The sequence below is a fragment of the Proteus penneri genome (assembly GCF_003144535.1).
GTDB classification, from domain to species: Bacteria; Pseudomonadota; Gammaproteobacteria; order Enterobacterales; family Enterobacteriaceae; genus Proteus; species Proteus penneri.
In genome coordinates, this window is sequence record NZ_PHFJ01000002.1 from 215,265 (window position 1) to 233,795 (window position 18,531).

Annotated in this window: 16 protein-coding genes and 1 other annotated feature; of the genes, 3 read left to right on the top strand and 13 right to left on the bottom strand. The window is 37.7% G+C overall.

What is annotated here, in order from left to right:
- Positions 1-323: 323 nt before the first annotated feature.
- Complete coding sequence (locus CUB63_RS04020) at positions 324-824, bottom strand: YbaK/prolyl-tRNA synthetase associated domain-containing protein (protein ID WP_109400803.1); 501 nt, start codon at positions 822-824, stop codon at positions 324-326.
- Positions 825-1,137: 313 nt separating this feature from the next.
- Here CUB63_RS04020 and yiaY point away from each other — a divergent pair, with 313 nt between their 5' ends.
- Entirely contained in the window at positions 1,138-2,289 is a 1,152-nt protein-coding gene (gene yiaY / locus CUB63_RS04025) for an L-threonine dehydrogenase (protein ID WP_072062843.1), read from the top strand.
- A gap of 103 nt (positions 2,290-2,392) precedes the next feature.
- Here yiaY and hisIE read toward each other — a convergent pair whose 3' ends face one another.
- The 8 genes from hisIE to hisG are packed head-to-tail and all read right to left on the bottom strand — an operon-like array spanning position 2,393 to position 9,522.
- Complete coding sequence (hisIE, locus tag CUB63_RS04030) at positions 2,393-3,010, bottom strand: bifunctional phosphoribosyl-AMP cyclohydrolase/phosphoribosyl-ATP diphosphatase HisIE (protein WP_161669155.1); 618 nt, start codon at positions 3,008-3,010, stop codon at positions 2,393-2,395.
- Positions 3,010-3,783: an imidazole glycerol phosphate synthase subunit HisF gene (gene hisF, locus CUB63_RS04035; protein ID WP_006537505.1), complete on the bottom strand. Its 774-nt coding sequence runs from the start codon at positions 3,781-3,783 to the stop codon at positions 3,010-3,012. Before hisF ends, hisIE begins: the two co-directional genes overlap by 1 nt.
- Positions 3,765-4,502 carry a 1-(5-phosphoribosyl)-5-[(5-phosphoribosylamino)methylideneamino]imidazole-4-carboxamide isomerase gene (hisA, locus tag CUB63_RS04040; protein WP_109847505.1) on the bottom strand — a complete coding sequence of 246 codons (738 nt, stop codon included), beginning with the start codon at positions 4,500-4,502 and terminating at the stop codon, positions 3,765-3,767. Before hisA ends, hisF begins: the two co-directional genes overlap by 19 nt.
- A 6-nt stretch (positions 4,503-4,508) precedes the next feature.
- Positions 4,509-5,099 carry an imidazole glycerol phosphate synthase subunit HisH gene (hisH, locus tag CUB63_RS04045; RefSeq protein ID WP_109847506.1) on the bottom strand — a complete coding sequence of 197 codons (591 nt, stop codon included), beginning with the start codon at positions 5,097-5,099 and terminating at the stop codon, positions 4,509-4,511.
- Positions 5,099-6,166: a bifunctional histidinol-phosphatase/imidazoleglycerol-phosphate dehydratase HisB gene (hisB, locus tag CUB63_RS04050; protein ID WP_109847507.1), complete on the bottom strand. Its 1,068-nt coding sequence runs from the start codon at positions 6,164-6,166 to the stop codon at positions 5,099-5,101. Before hisB ends, hisH begins: the two co-directional genes overlap by 1 nt.
- Before the next feature lie 49 nt (positions 6,167-6,215).
- Positions 6,216-7,298: a histidinol-phosphate transaminase gene (hisC, locus tag CUB63_RS04055; protein ID WP_006537501.1), complete on the bottom strand. Its 1,083-nt coding sequence runs from the start codon at positions 7,296-7,298 to the stop codon at positions 6,216-6,218.
- Complete coding sequence (gene hisD / locus CUB63_RS04060; RefSeq protein WP_109847508.1) at positions 7,288-8,616, bottom strand: histidinol dehydrogenase; 1,329 nt, start codon at positions 8,614-8,616, stop codon at positions 7,288-7,290. The genes hisC and hisD overlap by 11 nt, the downstream gene beginning before the upstream one ends.
- Before the next feature lie 6 nt (positions 8,617-8,622).
- Positions 8,623-9,522, bottom strand: a complete 900-nt coding sequence (gene hisG / locus CUB63_RS04065; RefSeq protein WP_006537499.1) for an ATP phosphoribosyltransferase — start codon at positions 9,520-9,522, stop codon at positions 8,623-8,625.
- Between the two features lie 44 nt (positions 9,523-9,566).
- Positions 9,567-9,696 (bottom strand) — a sequence feature (His leader region).
- Positions 9,697-10,053: 357 nt separating this feature from the next.
- Here hisG and CUB63_RS04070 point away from each other — a divergent pair.
- A complete protein-coding gene (locus tag CUB63_RS04070) occupies positions 10,054-10,875 on the top strand; it encodes an SDR family oxidoreductase (protein ID WP_109847509.1) in 822 nt (273 codons plus the stop codon).
- A gap of 1 nt (position 10,876) precedes the next feature.
- Here CUB63_RS04070 and CUB63_RS04075 read toward each other — a convergent pair whose 3' ends face one another.
- Positions 10,877-11,497 carry a glutathione S-transferase family protein gene (locus CUB63_RS04075; RefSeq protein WP_006537497.1) on the bottom strand — a complete coding sequence of 207 codons (621 nt, stop codon included), beginning with the start codon at positions 11,495-11,497 and terminating at the stop codon, positions 10,877-10,879.
- Between the two features lie 158 nt (positions 11,498-11,655).
- Between CUB63_RS04075 and CUB63_RS04080 the strand changes: the two genes are divergently transcribed.
- Positions 11,656-12,858, top strand: coding sequence for a serine hydrolase (locus CUB63_RS04080; protein ID WP_109847510.1), 1,203 nt, complete (start codon positions 11,656-11,658; stop codon positions 12,856-12,858).
- 150 nt (positions 12,859-13,008) lie between these two features.
- Here CUB63_RS04080 and CUB63_RS04085 read toward each other — a convergent pair whose 3' ends face one another.
- The 3 genes from CUB63_RS04085 to CUB63_RS04095 form a co-directional block, all read right to left on the bottom strand.
- The gene (locus tag CUB63_RS04085; RefSeq protein WP_109847511.1) at positions 13,009-14,679 is read right to left on the bottom strand and encodes a formate--tetrahydrofolate ligase; all 1,671 of its coding nucleotides are present in this window, start codon (positions 14,677-14,679) and stop codon (positions 13,009-13,011) included.
- A gap of 364 nt (positions 14,680-15,043) precedes the next feature.
- Positions 15,044-16,408 (bottom strand): L-serine ammonia-lyase, encoded by a 1,365-nt coding sequence (locus tag CUB63_RS04090; protein ID WP_072062833.1) that lies wholly within the window; start codon positions 16,406-16,408, stop codon positions 15,044-15,046.
- Positions 16,409-16,530: 122 nt separating this feature from the next.
- Positions 16,531-17,847, bottom strand: coding sequence for an HAAAP family serine/threonine permease (locus tag CUB63_RS04095; protein ID WP_006537486.1), 1,317 nt, complete (start codon positions 17,845-17,847; stop codon positions 16,531-16,533).
- Between the last annotated feature and the right edge of the window lie 684 nt (positions 17,848-18,531).

Below are 18,531 nucleotides of genomic sequence, written 5' to 3' on the forward strand. Positions count from 1 at the left end.
TTTTTCTTATATCAATAGGTTAATGAATCTATGTTTTGTTTTGATTTATCATATTTATTTAATGGGTTGTGTATTTGATTTTATTTTTTGGTGAATAAAATGATTTAAATGTAAATAATTATGAAAAAGAGGATTTAAGGAAAGAATGTGTCGTCAATTATTTGTTTTTATTAAATTTATTTTAAATGGGAATTAACTAACGATAAATTCATTAATTTAAATAAAACGTTAACTAACAAACAAATAAGCCTTCAGAAAGAATAGTTATTATAATAACAATTACCCTTCGATTAGGGTAATTGTTAAAAATAGGTTAAATGTTTTTATTGTTGGTTTTCTTCATCTCGAATAAAAGAGATTAATTCAGGCTGTGCAATACGCTTATAATCTTGTGTATTAAGAATAATAGAACGCTCTAATGTACCTGCATTAAAAGCGAGTTCATCAAAACGTTCAAAAAGTAGAGGGTCGGCCACAAGCTTTAATGCAGGATGAAAACTAAAAGGCGGTATTGCGCCAAATACGCATTGAGTAAGATCATCCACTTCTTTAGGGCTTGCCAGTGATGCTCTTGTTCCACCAATTTGGTGAGCGAGTTTTGTTAGATCAGCTTGTTTGTCGGCGGGTAATATTGCAAGAACATGCTGTTTAATGCCATTACCTTTTATATGGCAAACAAGTCCTTTTGCTCCCTGTCCTAATTGTGTTCCTCTGATTTTTGCAACTTCTTCAGAACGACCTGCGGTAAGGTGTTCCATAATACGGTAAGTAGCGTGGTTTTTATCTAATAAAGCAGTAAGTTGCTCAAAAATAGTCAAAGACATCAATGACTCCTGAATCTAATTGATTATTTATTAGAGTCATTATACGACTTTAAAAAAAATATTCTGCTGTGATGTTTATAGTTGGTTTTGATTATTTTGATAAGCTTTTCAAATTATTTTATTACAAATAATAATATGTTAATAGTATTATCCTATTGAATTAATAGGGTAATTAGAATACCAATATTATATTTGTATACTATTATTATAAATAAATTGATATTTATTCATTATTTTGATGATGATCAATTTAAGAATAAAAAGAATAGAACATATTAAAACATAGATTTAATTACTAAAAAGGAAGTCAATAATGGCAGTTTCAACATTCTATATCCCTTCTGTAAATAAAATTGGTGCTGGTTGTCTTGCTGAAGCTGTAAGTTCAATGAAAGATTTTGGTTTTCATAAAGCCTTAATCGTTACTGATAGTATTTTAAATCAATTGGGTGTTGTCGATAAGGTCAGTAAATTATTGACTGAATCAGGCATTTCAAGTGTGACTTATGATGGCACAGCACCAAATCCTACTGTTGAAAACGTAGAAGCAGGTTTAGCGCTGCTGAAAGAACATCAATGTGACTGTGTGATTTCTTTAGGTGGTGGTTCTCCACATGACTGCGCTAAAGGTATCGCGTTAGTGGCTTCTAATGGTGGAAAAATTGCAGATTATGAAGGTGTTGACCGTTCTGAAAAGCCGCAATTACCACTAATTTCAATTAATACTACAGCAGGTACTGCGTCAGAAATGACACGTTTTTGTATCATCACAGATACGGTACGTCATATTAAAATGGCTATTGTTGATAAAAACGTTACACCACTTTTATCTGTAAATGATTCAGAATTAATGATAGGTATGCCAAAAGGTTTAACCGCTGCAACAGGTATGGATGCGTTAACTCATGCTGTAGAAGCATATGTTTCAATTGCTGCTAATCCAATCACTGATGCGTGTGCATTAAAAGCTGTCACTATGATCAGCGAATCTTTACGTAAAGTGGTTGATAATGGTGGTGATGCGGCAGCGCGTGAAAGCATGGCTTACGCTCAGTTCTTAGCTGGTATGGCATTTAATAATGCTTCTTTAGGTTATGTACATGCTATGGCTCACCAATTAGGTGGTTTCTATAACTTACCTCATGGTGTGTGTAATGCGGTTCTATTACCACATGTTCAAGCTTATAACATTCAAGCAGCAGCAGGTCGTTTAAAAGATATCGCACAAGCGATGGGTGTTGATGTTTCTGCAATGAGCGATGAGCAAGGTGCGAAGGCATGTATTGAAGAAATTCGTAAAATGGCTAAAGATGTTGGTATTCCAGCAGGTCTGAAAGAATTAGGTGTAAAAGAAGAAGACTTTAAAACATTAGCTGAAAATGCGCTGAAAGATGCTTGTGCAATTACTAACCCTGTTCAGGGTACTGAAAGTGATGTTATCGAGTTATTCCGCCAAGCAATGTAATACGCAGGAAATAAAAAGGTAATTAAGTCATTTTTTTGCTTTTTTTCAAAAATGAAGCCGATACTTTAGGAGTATCGGCTTTTTCATATTAATGTTAATTCATTTACTCTGATTTTTTATGGCGCTCTTGTAGACAACTTATTACATCAGAGAGTGATAATGATTGATCTTGTAATAGTACCATTAAGTGATAGAGCAAATCAGAGGCTTCGTTTCTTAACTCTTCTTTGTCATTAACTGTAGCGGCTAATGCAGTTTCTACACCTTCTTCTCCAACTTTTTGAGCTATTCGTTTTGTACCGCTGGCGTAAAGGCGGGCAGTGTACGAGCTATCTGGTGAGGCTTTTTTACGCTCACGTAATATATTTTCCAGCTCATAGAGAAATCCCCACTGGCTTTGTGCAGGAGCAAAGCAACTCTCAGTGCCATTATGGCAAGTTGGTCCAATCGGGTTAGCTAAAATAAGTAAAGTATCATTATCACAATCAGGATAAATATTGACTAACTTGAGAAAGTTGCCTGATGTTTCTCCTTTTGTCCATAAACGTTGCTTAGTGCGAGAATAGAAAGTGACATTTCCACTTTTTAGTGACACATCTAGCGCTTCTTTATTCATGTAGCCTAGCATTAATACATCACCTGAAATGGCATTTTGGATAATAACTGGCATGAGATTATCCACTTTTTCCCAATCTAATTGCGCTAATGTTTCACTATTCATTATATTCTTACCTTAACGTCATTTTCTGCAAGATATTGTTTTAGTTCGTTAATGTTAATAATTTGTTTGTGAAAAACAGACGCTGCAAGTGCGCCATCAACATTGGCTAATTTAAAGGCATCAAGAAAGTGTGACATTTCGCCAGCACCACCAGAGGCAATAAGAGGTACATCTGCAACTTGGCGCACTTGAGCTAATTGTTTCAAGTCATAGCCTTGTCTTACGCCATCTTGATTCATCATATTTAAAACAATTTCACCTGCGCCTAGCTTTTGAACTTCACGTATCCAATCAAGTGTTTTCCAGTGTGTTTGTTGAGTACGTTTTTCATCACCTGTGAATTGATAAACTAGGTATTCACCTGTTTTTTCATCAAACCAAGTATCAATACCTACGACAACACATTGCACACCGTAGCGTTCTGCCAAACGTGAAATCAATGTTGGATCAGAAAGCGCAGGCGAGTTAATCGAAATTTTATCAGCCCCAAAAGAGAGAATTTTTCCTGCATCTTCAACGGAACGAATGCCACCAGCAACACAAAATGGTATATCAATGACTTCAGCTACGCGTGACACCCAGCTTTTATCAACAACTCGACCATCAGAAGAGGCGGTAATATCATAAAATACCAGTTCATCAGCGCCTTCTTTGGCATAGCGTTCAGCAAGAGGGACAATATCACCAATAATTTCATGATTACGAAATTGAACACCTTTAACAACTTGCCCATCTCGGACATCAAGACAAGGAATTATGCGTTTTGCCAACATGATATTGCCTCTTTTAATGTAAACTTGCCTTCTAATAATGCTCTACCAACAATAATACCGGCAACACCGGATGCTGGAAGATCTGCGATATCTTGTAAATCACCAATACCGCCTGAAGCTTGGAATAAAATATCAGGAAAACGTTGGCTAATTTCTTTATACAGTTCGACGTTAGAGCCCGCCAATGTGCCATCTCGAGAAATGTCGGTACATAACACATGCTTTAAACCCACACTTTGATAAAGCTCGATGATCTCTTCAAGCGTATAGGGTGAGTTTTCTTGCCAACCACTGACTGCCACCCACTTTTTGCCTTGTTTATCAATGCGAACATCGAGGGCTAATACAATGGCTTCCGCACCATAGCGCTCGAACCATGTTTTTACCATTTCGGGCTGACTGATTGCGGTAGAGCCAATAACAACACGGCTTGCCCCTGCATCAAGTAGTGATTTCACATCATCTTCAGTGCGAATACCACCACCCACTTGTACAGGCACATTGACACAAGTAACAAGTTCTTTTAACAGTGGAATTTGGCGGGCAGAGGGATTTTTTGCTCCCGTTAAATCCACTAAGTGAAGTAATTTTGCACCCTCTTTTTCATATTGTTGGTAGCGTATCAGCGGATTATCATCATAATCGCGCTGTTTGGCATAATCACCCTGATGAAGACGAACGACTTTCCCTTCAATTAAATCTAATGCTGGAATAATCATAACGGGTTACATCTCCAAAAAGTTCTTGATAAGTTGAGCACCCGCTTTCCCTGAACGCTCTGGGTGAAATTGCACGCCATAAAAATTATCTTTTTGAATTGCGCTACTAAAACGAGTGCCGTATTCAGTTTCTGCAATCGTCGATTCATTGAGTGCTAAAGCGTAGCTATGAACAAAATAGAACCAAGCATCGTCACCAAGCTCACGAAACAGAGGATGTCCCGGTTTTGCTAATACTTGGTTCCAACCCATATGAGGTAATGGTAATCCGGCAGTATTAAGCTTATCTATAGTGCCATCAACTAAACCTAATAAAGGAATATCTTTGCCTTCTTCGCTTAGTGAAGCCAATATTTGCATGCCTAAACAAATACCTAAAACAGGTTGTGTTAATGCTTTAATTAAAGGAATTAGCTCACGTGCTTTGAGTTGTTCCATTGCTGCTTTAGCCGTTCCGACTCCGGGTAAAAAGAGCTTATCCGCAGATAACACAACGTTTTTTTCATAGGAAACAATGGGATCATAACCAAGTCGCTTAACGGCGTAAGTGACAGAGGCTAAATTGGCACAACCTGTATCAAGAATAACCACTTTCATCACAGAACACCTTTTGAGCTTGGTAAAGTATTGCCTTCAACACGAATGGCTTGGCGCAATGTACGACCAAAGACTTTAAATAAGCTTTCAGCTTTGTGGTGATCGTTTTTGCCTTTTGATTTCAGGTGTAATGTACAACCCATGGTGTAAGAGAGTGAACGGAAAAAGTGTTCGATCATCTCTGTACTTAAATCACCGACACGTTGATATTTAAATTCGGCTTTGTATTCAAGGTGTGGACGACCTGAAATATCTAATGCACAGCTTGCAAGGCACTCATCCATTGGTAATGTAAAGCCAAAGCGAGCAATACCTCGTTTATCACCTAATGCTTCGCGTAAGGCTTCACCTAAAGCAAGACCGGTATCTTCCACAGTGTGGTGATCATCGATCACTAAATCACCTTTCACATTAATATTCATACGAAAGCCACCGTGTGTGGCAATTTGATCAAGCATGTGATCAAAGAAACCAACACCTGTGCTGATCTGACTATTGCCTTCACGATCAAGCCAAATATCGATCACGATTTGTGTTTCTTTTGTTTTTCGTTCAACGTGGGCATAGCGATCTTTTTTAGTTAGTTGCTCTGTAATAACAGCCCAATTGAGTTTATCTGTATTATAAAGCAGGCCTTTGATGCCCATATTTTCAGCTAGTTGAATATCAGTTTGTCTATCACCAATGACATAGCTGTTATCTTTATCGAGTGCGCCATCAACTAAATACTGGGTGACAAGTCCTGTTTCTGGTTTGCGACAAGGGCAGTTATCTTCAGGTTTATGAGGGCAAATTAAAACGTCATCAAATGAGATCCCTTGAGAAGAAAAAACTTGCATCATTAAATTATGAGGAGGATCAAAATCTGCTTGAGGAAAGCTTTCTGTGCCTAATCCATCTTGATTTGTGATCATAATGAGTTTATAACCCGCTTTTTGTAGCGCAGTCAGTGCGGGGATCACGCCATTTTCAAAGGCAAGCTTATCAAGTCTATCTACTTGGTAATCAGTTGTGGGTTCTGTGATTAAAGTACCATCACGGTCGATAAAAAGAATTTTTTGGCTCATGGTTGAGATCCTTCAGTTGCGATTTTTTGTTGTTATCGTTTTTAATGTTTTATACGTTTGCAGTTTGAATATTTTTTATGGCATTAATCACGCTATCACATTCTTCTGCTGTACCGATAGAAATACGCAAACAGCCATTAAGCCCATATTGACGTTGTTGATCGCGTAAAATAATCCCTTGTTCCCATAAAGTTCGGAAAACTAGAGTAGCATCAGTGAATTTCACTAAAATGTAGTTGGTTTCACTGTTATAAACCTGTTCAACATTAGGTAATTTTTTTAACGTTTCAGATAAAATGGCTCTGTTACGCGAAATTTCTGCCACTCGTTTTTTCATTATCTCAATACTTGCTTCTGTTAATGCCTGCGCAGCGATATCTGCAACAGGTGTTGAAAGCGGGTATGGCGCGATCACCTTTAGTAATAATTCAATGACAGGTGGATTGGCAAGCGTAAAGCCACAACGAAGCCCTGCTAAAGCAAAAGCTTTCGATAAGGTTCGCAAAATAACTAAATTCGGATAATCTTCAAGCCATGAAACAACTGAGGCTTGTGGGCAAAATTCAATATAAGCTTCATCTATCGCAACAATGGCTTTGTCTTTAGCTAATGCCAATACATCACGAATAAGCGAAGGATCAATAATGTTTCCTGTTGGATTATTTGGGCTACATAGATAGATAAGTTTGACATTATCAAGTTGTGATGCAATGGCTTTGACATCAGGGCTCCAATCAGCAAGAGCAGGGACAACACGCTGTTCTACACCGAAAGTTTCAGCACTAACGCTATACATGCCATATGTCGGTGGGCAATAGAGCATTGCGTCTTTACTCGGCTCACAAAAAGCACGAATAAGGAGCTCAATAGCTTCATCTGCGCCACGGCTAACTAAAACTTGATTAGTATTTACACCGGCATATTTTGCATAACGGCTAATAACGTTAACAGGTTGACATTCAGGGTAACGGTTTAAGTTTTTTTCATTAAAAGTAAAATCAGGAGCGATAGGGTATTCATTTGCATTTAACCAAACAGAACCATTTCCGCCTAAACGTCGAGCAGATTGATAAGGCGTCAGTTCGCGTACATTTTTTCTGGCAAGTGTGGTGATATCAAATTCAGTTTTCATCGTTATTTTTCCCCTGAGCCAAAGCATTAACACGAAGTGTGACCGCATTTTTGTGAGCGGTTAATTGTTCAGCTTGTGCTAATATTTCAATCGTTTCTGCTAAATCGGATAAACCTTTTGCTGTCAGTTTTTGTACCGTCATTCGCTTCATAAAGTCAGCTAAACCTAAACTGGAGTAGGTTGATGTATAACCATAAGTTGGTAGAACGTGATTCGTGCCAGAAGCATAGTCTCCTGCAGATTCAGGCGACCAAGCACCAAGAAAAACAGATCCGGCGCTGGTAATGCTATCAACACGAGTATCAGCATCATTGGTTTGAATAATTAAGTGCTCAGGACCATAGCTATTACTGATTTCAATACACCGATCGAGATCGCGAGTAATAATGACTCGACTTTCAGCTAACGCTTGTTTGGCAATTTCAGCTCGGCTTAATTGAGTAAGTTGTGTTTCCGTTTCAGTGATAACCGCTTTTGCTAAGGTTTCATCGGGTGTTAATAACACGACTTGTGAATCTGGGCCATGCTCTGCTTGCGACAGTAAATCAGCAGCAATAAATGCAGGATTTGCATCCGCGTCAGCAATCACTAATACTTCAGAAGGGCCTGCTGGCATATCGATTGCTGCACCTTGTAGCGATTGGCTGACTTGACGTTTGGCCTCTGTTACATACGCATTACCGGGGCCAAAAATTTTATCTACTTTAGGGATAGATTCTGTACCAAACGCCATGGCTGCAATCGCCTGCGCGCCTCCTACTTGGAAAATTTCATCAATACCAATTTGTTGAGCAATATATAAAATTTCATCAGCAATAGGAGGGGGAGAGCAAAGAATAACTTTGCGACAACCTGCAATACGTGCTGGGATACCTAACATCATGACGGTTGAAAGCAATGGCGCTGAACCTCCGGGAATATAAAGTCCTACTGCATCAATTGCTCTGCTTACTTGCTGACAAAATACACCGGGCTGAGTTTCTACGTTGATAGTGTTAGGAATTTGCGCCTCATGAAAGCGACGAATATTATTCATCGCCTGTGCTATTGCCTGTTTTATTTTGCTATCAAGTCGTGATGAGGCTTCATCGATTTGCGATTTTGACACCAAAACACTTTCCGGCGCTGCCTTATCGAATTTTTGGCTAAGCGTTTTAAGCGCTTTATCTCCCTCATTGCGTACCTGTGAAATGATGCTAGCAACTTGTTCTGTAATTGAACCTGATGCAGAAATAGCAGGGCGAGTTAATAGCTGTTGTTGCTGTTCTCTCGTGTATTTATTCCAGTAAATTAATGTACTAAAACCTGTTTTCATCATTTCACCTTATTCCATCATTTTTTCAATTGGTAAAACAAGAATTGAACTTGCACCTAGTGCTTTAAGCTTTTCCATTGTTTCCCAGAATAGGGTTTCGCTACTTACCATATGCATCGCAACGCGATTTTGGTCTCCAGCCAGAGGTAAAATAGTGGGTCTTTCAGCTCCCGGAAGTAATGCGATGACATCTTCAAGACAATCACTTGGTGCGTGTAACATAATATATTTTGATTCTCGAGCTTGAATAACACCTTGAATACGCGTTAGTAAGCGGTCGATAAGAGCTTGTTTATCAGCTTCCATCTCACCATCGCGTTGGATCAAACACGCTTTTGAGCGATAAATCACTTCAACTTCTTTTAAACCGTTGGCTTCTAATGTTGCGCCAGTAGAAACTAAGTCACAGATAGAGTCAGCAAGGCCCGCACGAGGCGCGACTTCAACAGAGCCGTTTAATAAACACGATTTAAATTTGATACCTTTTTGGTCTAAATAACGTTTGAGCAGGTTTGGATAAGAGGTTGCGATACGAGTATTATTTAAGCATTCCGCACCTTGGTAATCAAAATCGACAGGGGTCGCAAGAGATAAACGACAGCCACCAAAATCAAGACGACGCAATGTTAGATAACTGGGGTTTTCACCTTGTGAACGACGCTTTAATAACTCTTCTTCTAAAACGTTTTCACCGATGATCCCTAAATCAACAACGCCATCCATTACTAATCCAGGAATATCGTCATCTCTAACACGTAAAATATCGATAGGCATATTTTCTGCATAAGCAATCAGACGTTGTTGGTTTAAATTAATTTTGATGCCACAACGTGCTAAAAGGGCGCGAGATTCATCACTTAAGCGACCCGATTTTTGCATTGCAATTCTTAATCTTGTTTTGTCTAACATAATATTACCCTGTCCTTGTCTTAATTTTTTGTTTGAAAATTAGCTATAAAAAAACCCCGGAAGTTGCCTTCCGGGGTTTTAGTTGTTATCTGCATTCAGACCACCAGAAGCGTTTCTTAAACGTCTTCCAGCACTCATCGCCTGAAAGACTAGTCAGGGTGATGGTGATGATGGTGGTTTAGTTGAATGCTATACATAATTATTTTCCTAGCTAATAACACTATTTGTTATTTAATCATGCCTGTTACTGTTAATCTCTATTTAGTAACCTGCATTTAGAATTTGTCTGCCTTTCAACCTACATGATTTACAAAGCAGAAAGCAACCTATTTTTTAATAATAATTTAATTATTTTATAACCTTTTGTTTTTAATGTAATTTTAATATTTCTCTTATTTACTTAATGGGATAAGTAGGCGAGTATATAGGGAGATGTAAAATGTTTACGAAATATAAGTATTGTTTATAGGTAATGGCGAAACTGAAATTTTATAGCATACTTTGACTAAGCCATTTAAGTAGGGGAGCAAAATGAAACGAATAACCATCGTAGGATTAGGTTGGTTAGGTTTACCACTTGCCGCTGCGTTGCGTGATGCAGGCTATCAAGTTAAAGGGACTAAAACCACCGAAGATGGCGTAGAAGCAGCAAGAATGAGTGGCGTTGACTGCTGTTTAGTGAATTTAACACCCGCAATTGAATGTGATAGAGATGATTTTGATTACTTAATGGAAACAGACGTTCTCATTATCACGTTACCACCTAGTGCTGCTGGTGGTGGTTATGATTATGTTGAAGCTATTCAGACGCTGGTGGATAGCGCAATGTCTCGTCATGTTACGAGAGTCATTTACATTAGCTCTACTTCTGTATATGGCAATCAAACGGGTAATATCACGGAAGAAATAGATATTCGGCCAGAAACACAATCAGCAAAAATGTTAGCAGAAGTTGAAAACTGGCTACATCGTTTACCGTTGACTACGGTTGATATTCTTCGGTTAGCTGGATTAGTCGGGCCGGGTCGTCATGCAGGACGTTTTTTATCAGGTAAAAAACAGGTAAAAGGCGCTCATCAATGCGTTAACTTAGTTCACTTAGACGATGTAATTTTTGCAGTCGAACAACTTCTTGCGCAGAATGAAGGTGGCCATTTATATAACCTATGTGCTCCTATTCACCCTAAAAAGAAAGATTTTTACTCAAGAGTGTCTAATCAACTTGATCTTATTCCACCAGAATTTGTTGAGGAAGAGAAGCCTTTAATACGAGAGATTGATGGTCAGCAGATCTGTCGAGATCTTGGATTCCATTACCATTACCCAGATCCCGACAAAATGCCAATGAATTAACTTAATTTACAGGCAGTAACACGATATCACGGAAAATAGGTCTTTCACTTAATCGTGCAAACCAACGCTCAATGTGAGGGAAATGTGGTCTATCTTTGCAAACTTCTAGCCATGGATAGACCAATGGTGCTATCGCTATGTCAGCAAGAGAAAGTGTATCTCCTGCAAAATAAGTTGTTTTTGCCAGTTGGTCGTCAGCAATTTTAAGGAGTTTATTAAGCTTCTCTTTCAACTCGTTAATAATCTCAGGATTTTGTTGCTCTTTAGGCGTACGAACAATCATGATCATCATTTGTTGGATGGGAGCAAATAGGCTGCCATTTGACCAGTCCATCCATTTTTCTATATTTGCTCGTTGTTTTAGAACAATGGGATAGAGTGTGTTATTTTCATATTTTGTACATAAATAACGAATAATGGTATTAGACTCCCATAAAGCAAAGTCATCATCTTGTAAGGTTGGAATAGATGCGTTGGGGTTGATCGCTAAATAATTTACTTCATTGAGTCCACCAAAAGGGCCACCAACATCGATTTGCTCATAAGGAACATTTAATTCCTTTAAACACCAAAGAACTTTTTTAACGTTAGATGAGTTTTTTCTACCCCAGACTTTTAACATAAAGGTCTCCTAAACCACGATAAGTAATAAAATTTCCCTCTATAGGGCGCCTAAATATGAATATAAGATAAATCTCTACATATCAATGTTGGCGTCTTATTCCAGAAAGCCATATAGTAGGAAAGCTTTAACAAATTGATATAAAAGGGTGATCGGTAATGACAAAAAATATTCCATCTGTTCTGAGTAAGGTTACCGCGGGAATGGGTTTACTGCTAATTATTTCTAGTCCTTCATTTGCAGTAAATAATCCAGTGGCTCCTCAAATTGAGGCAAAATCTTATGTATTAATGGATTATAACAGCGGAAAAATTCTGGCATCAGAAAAACCTGATGAGCGTTTAGATCCTGCTAGTCTTACAAAAATCATGAGTAGCTATGTTGTTGGGCAAGCTATTAAAGAAGGTCGTATGTCACCTGACGATATGGTTATTGTTGGGCGTAATGCATGGGCAACAGGAAATCCGGTATTGAAGGGATCATCATTGATGTTCTTGAAACCGGGTGATCAGGTCAAAGTGATTGATTTAAATCGCGGTATGGTTATTCAATCTGGTAATGATGCCAGTATCGCATTAGCAGAACATATTGCGGGTAGTCAGGAAACCTTTGTTGATTTAATGAATTCCTATGCTAAGAATCTGGGTTTAAAAAATACATACTTTAAAACTGTTCATGGGTTAGATTCTGAAGGGCAATATACAACAGCACAAGATATGGCATTACTCACAGCAGCCATGATCCGCGATGTTCCTTCAGAGTATGAAATACATAAAGAAAAAGAATTTACATTCAACAATATTCGTCAGCCAAACCGTAACCGTTTATTGTGGAATAAAAATATGAATGTCGATGGTGTGAAAACAGGTCACACTAATGGAGCAGGGTATAATCTTGTTTCTTCGGCAACCGAAGGTGATATGCGTTTGATTGCTGTTGTTTTAGGAGCACCATCAGATAAAGTACGTTTTGCTGAAAGTGAAAAGTTATTAGGCTGGGGTTTTCGCTTTTTTGAAACGGTAACGCCAGTAAAAGCAGCTACACCATTGACAAGTCAAAAAGTGTGGTACGGCGATAAAGGTGAAGTGGCATTAGGGGTTGCTAATGATGCCTCAATTACCATTCCTAAAGGTGAATTGAAAAATCTGAAAGCCTCTTTTACGTTAACTAATCCTGTATTAGAAGCGCCGTTAACTCAAAACCAGGCTGTAGGTACAGTTAACTTTTTATTAAATGATGAAGTGATTGAACAACGCCCACTCGTCGTAAAAGAAGCGGTTGAGGAAGGCGGTTTCTTCAGCCGTATTTGGGATTTTGTTGTTAAAACAGTATCCGGTTGGTTTAATGCTATTTTTGGTTAATTTATCAAGAATGGATCTATCAAAGCGTTACTGAGTTTTTCACCCAAAAAGAAAGACTAGTTGTTATTTTGATATGAAAAATCCGTAATTGTTTAATGATTACGGATTTTTTTATATTCAATAAAAATGGGGAAATATCTACTTTAGAGCTTAAATAAGACCATCGATCTTACCTTGATTATCAACATTAACAGTGATAGCAGCAGGTGTTTTCGGTAGTCCGGGCATGGTTGTGATAGAGCCTGTTAAGGCGACAACAAAGCCAGCGCCAGCAGAAACATACACTTCACGAACATTTATTGTAAAATCAGTCGGGCGACCTAATAACTTGGGGTCATCTGAGAGTGAATATTGAGTTTTAGCCATGCAAACAGGGAAATGAGAAAACCCCATTTTTTCTATTTTTTCCAACATGTTACGAGCAGATTGACTATAAGTCACCTCATTTGCGCCATAGATCTCTTTTGCGACAGTATTAATTTTTTCACTAAGCGAGGCATTATCAGGATAAATTAATTGGAATTGGCTATGCTCATTTTCAAGTGTATCAATGACTTGATTCGCTAATTCAATACCACCTTCCCCTCCTTTTTCCCACACTTTTGTAATTGCAAATCGACAATTTCTATCTTGGCAGAATTGTTTGATAAACTGATGCTCTGCAATACTATCGGTAACATAGGCATTGAGTGAAACAATCACAGGTAAGCCGTATTTTTTAAGGTTTTCAATATGTTTTTCTAGATTGACAATACCTTTTTTAAGTGCACTTAAATCTTCATTATTCCACTCGCCTTTACCTAAGCCACCGTTATATTTTAGTGCTTTAGTGGTGACAACAATAACGGCACAATCAGGGCGTAATCCGCTCATTCTGCATTTTATATCAAAGAATTTTTCAGCACCTAAATCAGCACCAAAACCCGCTTCCGTAATAGTGATATCAGCAAGTTGAAGAGCCAATTTTGTTGCTCTTACGCTATTGCAACCATGAGCAATATTAGCGAATGGGCCACCATGAATAATGGCTGGCGTATTTTCGAGTGTTTGTACTAGATTAGGATTAATAGCATCTTTTAACAAACTGGCCATTGCGCCAACGGCTTGTAAATCATTCGCCGTGATAGGATCGCCATTGTAAGAATAAGCAACAATGATCTGAGAAAGTCTTTGTTTTAAATCTTGAATATCCTCAGCTAAACACAGGATTGACATAATTTCAGAAGCAACAGTAATAACAAAGTTATCTTCTCTTGTAATACCGTCTTTTTCGCCACCCAATCCCACAACAATATTTCGTAAAGCGCGATCGTTCATATCCATACAACGTTTAAACACGATTTTTTTAGGATCGATATTTAAAGGATTACCTTGATAAATAGAGTTATCAAGCATGGCGGCCAGTAAGTTGTTTGCTGATGTAATAGCATGAAAATCGCCAGTAAAATGAAGATTAAGATCTTCCATTGGTACAACTTGAGAATAACCCCCCCCAGCAGCTCCCCCTTTAATGCCAAAGCAAGGGCCTAATGAGGGTTCGCGTAATGCGATAATGGCATTTTTTCCAATACGGTTAAGGGCTTGCCCTAATCCAACGGTGACGGTTGTTTTACCTTCACCAGCAGGTGTTGGATTAATTGCTGTAACTAAAACTAATTTTCCGGGCTTTTTGGCCGCAATTTTTGACCAAATACTGTGGCTAAATTTAGCTTTGTATTTGCCATAAAACTCGATATCATCTTGATCAATATTTAAATTTTTCGCAATTTCTTGAATAGGTAAGAGGTGTGCTTCTTGGGAGATTTGAATATCTGATTTCATTTTAGTTCTCTTTTTATCCCGCTGATGATGTCTCTAGTGATCTTTACTTATCAACTTTAGACAATAATCTAAATATCACCAATAGATTGATTAAGTTGTAGTTATTTACTTTAGATAACGCGTTTATCGTCACGCCATTTAAATAATTTATGTAGTTATCTCCTATTTTTTCTTTAAATTATCTGTATTGAGTGATGCTTTGCTCGTTTGAAAAAACATATTTTAACTAAGGATAAAAATTTAATCTCATACAAAAAGATGATATTAAAAAAGAAGAGTAACGAGATAGATACTACACAAACAAAAAAGGCGCTGATATCAGCGCCTTATCTATTGTAGCTATTTGCATTTAAGATCCATGGGTTTAGTCACAGGATATTTTAATAGCTAATCCACCTTGAGAGGTTTCACGATATTTAGCATTAATGTCTTTACCGGTTTCGTACATTGTTTCAATGACTTTATCTAAACAAATACGAGGGTCGCTGACACGACGTAACGCCATACGCGATGAGTTTACTGCTTGTACAGCGGCGATAGCATTACGTTCAATACAAGGAACTTGTACTTGTCCTGCAACTGGGTCGCAAGTAAGCCCTAAGTTATGCTCCATCGCAATTTCAGCTGCAATGCAAACTTGTTCTGGGCTACCGCCTAAAAGTTCCGTTAATGCACCTGCTGCCATTGAACAAGCAACACCCACTTCGCCTTGGCAACCCACTTCAGCACCTGAGATAGATGCATTCATTTTGTAAAGTGAACCAATAACGCCAGCAACTAAGAAAAAGCGAGTGTAAGAGTTTTCATTTACAGGACGAATAAATTTATCATAGTAAGACAATACCGCTGGGATAATACCACAGGCACCGTTTGTTGGTGCAGTAACAACACGTCCACCAGCCGCATTTTCTTCATTCACAGCAAGGGCAAACATATTAATCCAGTCAACAACCGTCATTGGGTCTGTTGTCGTTTTATCTTCTGTGACTAACATACGGCGTAATGCAGAAGCACGGCGCGGTACGCGTAATGGCCCTGGTAATAAGCCTTCGGTATTTACACCGCGCTCAATACCTGATTTCATCACTTCCCAAACAGCAGCTAAATGAGCCGAAATTTCTTCTTTGCTACGTAATGCTAATTCGTTTTGCATCACTAATGCAGATAAAGAGAGCCCTGTTTCTTTACAATGGCGACGTAAATCAGCCGCATATTGATAAGGATAAGGGACTTGAACTGTATTTTCTTCAGGTTGGCCAAAATGCTCTTCATCAACAATAAAACCGCCACCAATAGAATAATAAGTTTTTTTCAATAGAACCTGTTCACCATTATAAGCGGTGATTGTCATGCCGTTCTCATGGAGGGGTAAATTGCTTTTATGGAAATTCATACCGCCTTCAACCGGAAAATCCACTTCTTTAATGCCATTTGCTAGCATTAAGCGGCCTGTTGTTTCTACTTGTTTAATAAATGGGGTAATAGAATCTATGTCGACGGTATCTGGTAAATTTCCTGCTAATCCCATAATAATAGCAATATCCGTTGCGTGACCTTTACCTGTTAAAGATAAAGAGCCATAAACATCAACGATAACACGGGAAACAGAAGAGAGAAGTTTTTTTTCAGCAAGCAAATCAACAAATTCTTTACCTGCTTTCATTGGGCCTACAGTGTGTGAGCTTGAAGGGCCAATACCAATTTTAAAAATATCAAAGACGCTAACCATAATATTCGCCTCCCTAATTCATTTAAAGGCGCAACTGTGTGATTATTAGAATGTTAAGTGTCAGTTTTGAAGTCTAAAGCAATGGCTACTCCCTTTTAAGAAAGTAGCCATTTGATGCTCTATTAGCTCATGAAAGAGTTAATTAAGCTATAGAAAACTGCTGAGATTGCGATAAGACCCATAACTACAACAAATACGTTGCTAATGTGGCCGGCATATTTCTTCATCGCTGGTACTTTACGGATTGCATACATAGGCATCAGGAACAGTAACATTGCGATAATTGGACCACCTAATGTTTCAATCATACCTAAAATGCTTGGGTTTAACGTTGCAACGATCCAAGTTGTAACCAGCATAAACAGTGCAGTGATTTTATTTAAACGATCTTTTTCGATTGTTTTACCTTTTTCACGCAGTGATTTGATGATTAAACCATTGAAACCTTCACGGGCACCTAAATAGTGGCCTAAGAAAGATTTAGTAATCGCAACGAATGCAATGAAAGGTGCAATATAAGCGATAACAGGTGCTTCAAAATGGTTAGCAAGGTAAGACAGGATACTGATGTTTTGTGCTTTTGCTTCTGCTAAGTTTTCTGGTGTTAAGCTAAATACACAACTAAACACGAAGAACATAACAGTGATAACCATCATGATGTGTGCATAAGCTAAAATGCGTGAACATTTTTTCTCTGCGTTTTCGCCGTATTCTTCACGTTTTGCAACAGCAAATGCAGAGATGATTGGAGAGTGATTGAAAGAGAACACCATTACAGGGATAGCTAACCATAGAGTTACTAATAGGCCTTGCCCCATGCCAGACGTGGTTGCGTGATCAAAAGAGAGAGTCTCAAGGATTGCACCATTCCATTCTGGGATCAGATACAGTGCAAGTACCATCAATATTGCAACAAATGGGAATACCAGCACGCTCATTGCTTTAACAATAGCTTGTTCACCAAAGCGAATAATACACATGATACCGACAATCAGGATCAGTGATAAAATTGCACGAGGCGGAGCTGCCATATGCATTTGGTTTACAATAAAGCTTTCTACAGTATTAGTGATAGCAACACTATAAACTAATAAAATAGGATAAATTGCAAAGAAATAAAGCAGTGTGATCAGTTTACCTGCAGTTTTACCGAAGTGTTCTTCAACAACTTCAGTAATATCTTCACCAGGATTTTTACCTGATAACACAAAGCGACACATACCACGGTGTGCAAAGAAGGTCATTGGGAATGCAAGTACTAACATGATCAACAGAGGAATTAAACCACCAATCCCTGCGTTGATAGGTAAAAATAGAACGCCAGCACCGATAGCCGTACCGTATAAACCTAACATCCATACAGTATCTGACTTACGCCATGTTTTGTAATCACCTTGGGTGTTACCCGACGCGATAGAACCAGCTTTGGTTGTATCCATAATACTCTCCGAAATAACGCGGTAAAAAAATAATGAATAAAAATAAGAGCGCAATTGTATTTTCTAGAAACAACTACGGTATAAATTTAATTATGAATAAATGAGTGTATTGAGTACCTGGTGTTATCTCAATATCTTCAATTACTACATATAAATATAAAAATCTTTAACCTTCAAAAGAATTAAGCTCTTTTAAAATTTGAAAAAATATTCAATAAGTTTATATCCAGACTTAAGAGGTGCAGAATATAGTGTTTTTCAGGATAAACTACCGTGATCACCATCTCAAATGCTAAATATAACTGAAAAACCTAAAAATGTAACATTTTTTATATTTTATGTTTTTTGAGGAGAGTTTTAAAATATTTTGAAATGATTTTCCAAGTTTAAAGCAAGTATAAAATAAAGCTAAATACTTAAATATTCACATATTAATGATTATTTTGACGTGTTTTTATGAACTAAAGATTAAATGATTAAAATCAATTAGGTTATTTTTATTTACAATTTAAACATTACATTAACTATTTATCTTGTTGAAAATTAAGAATAAATTATTTTATTTAAATAATGTTTAAAAGTAGACGAAAGAATATAGAAATGATGAAATATGATTATTTATTAATGAATTCCTTTTATTTTATGAAATGAAGATAGCGATATTTCATTTATAAGTAGAATATT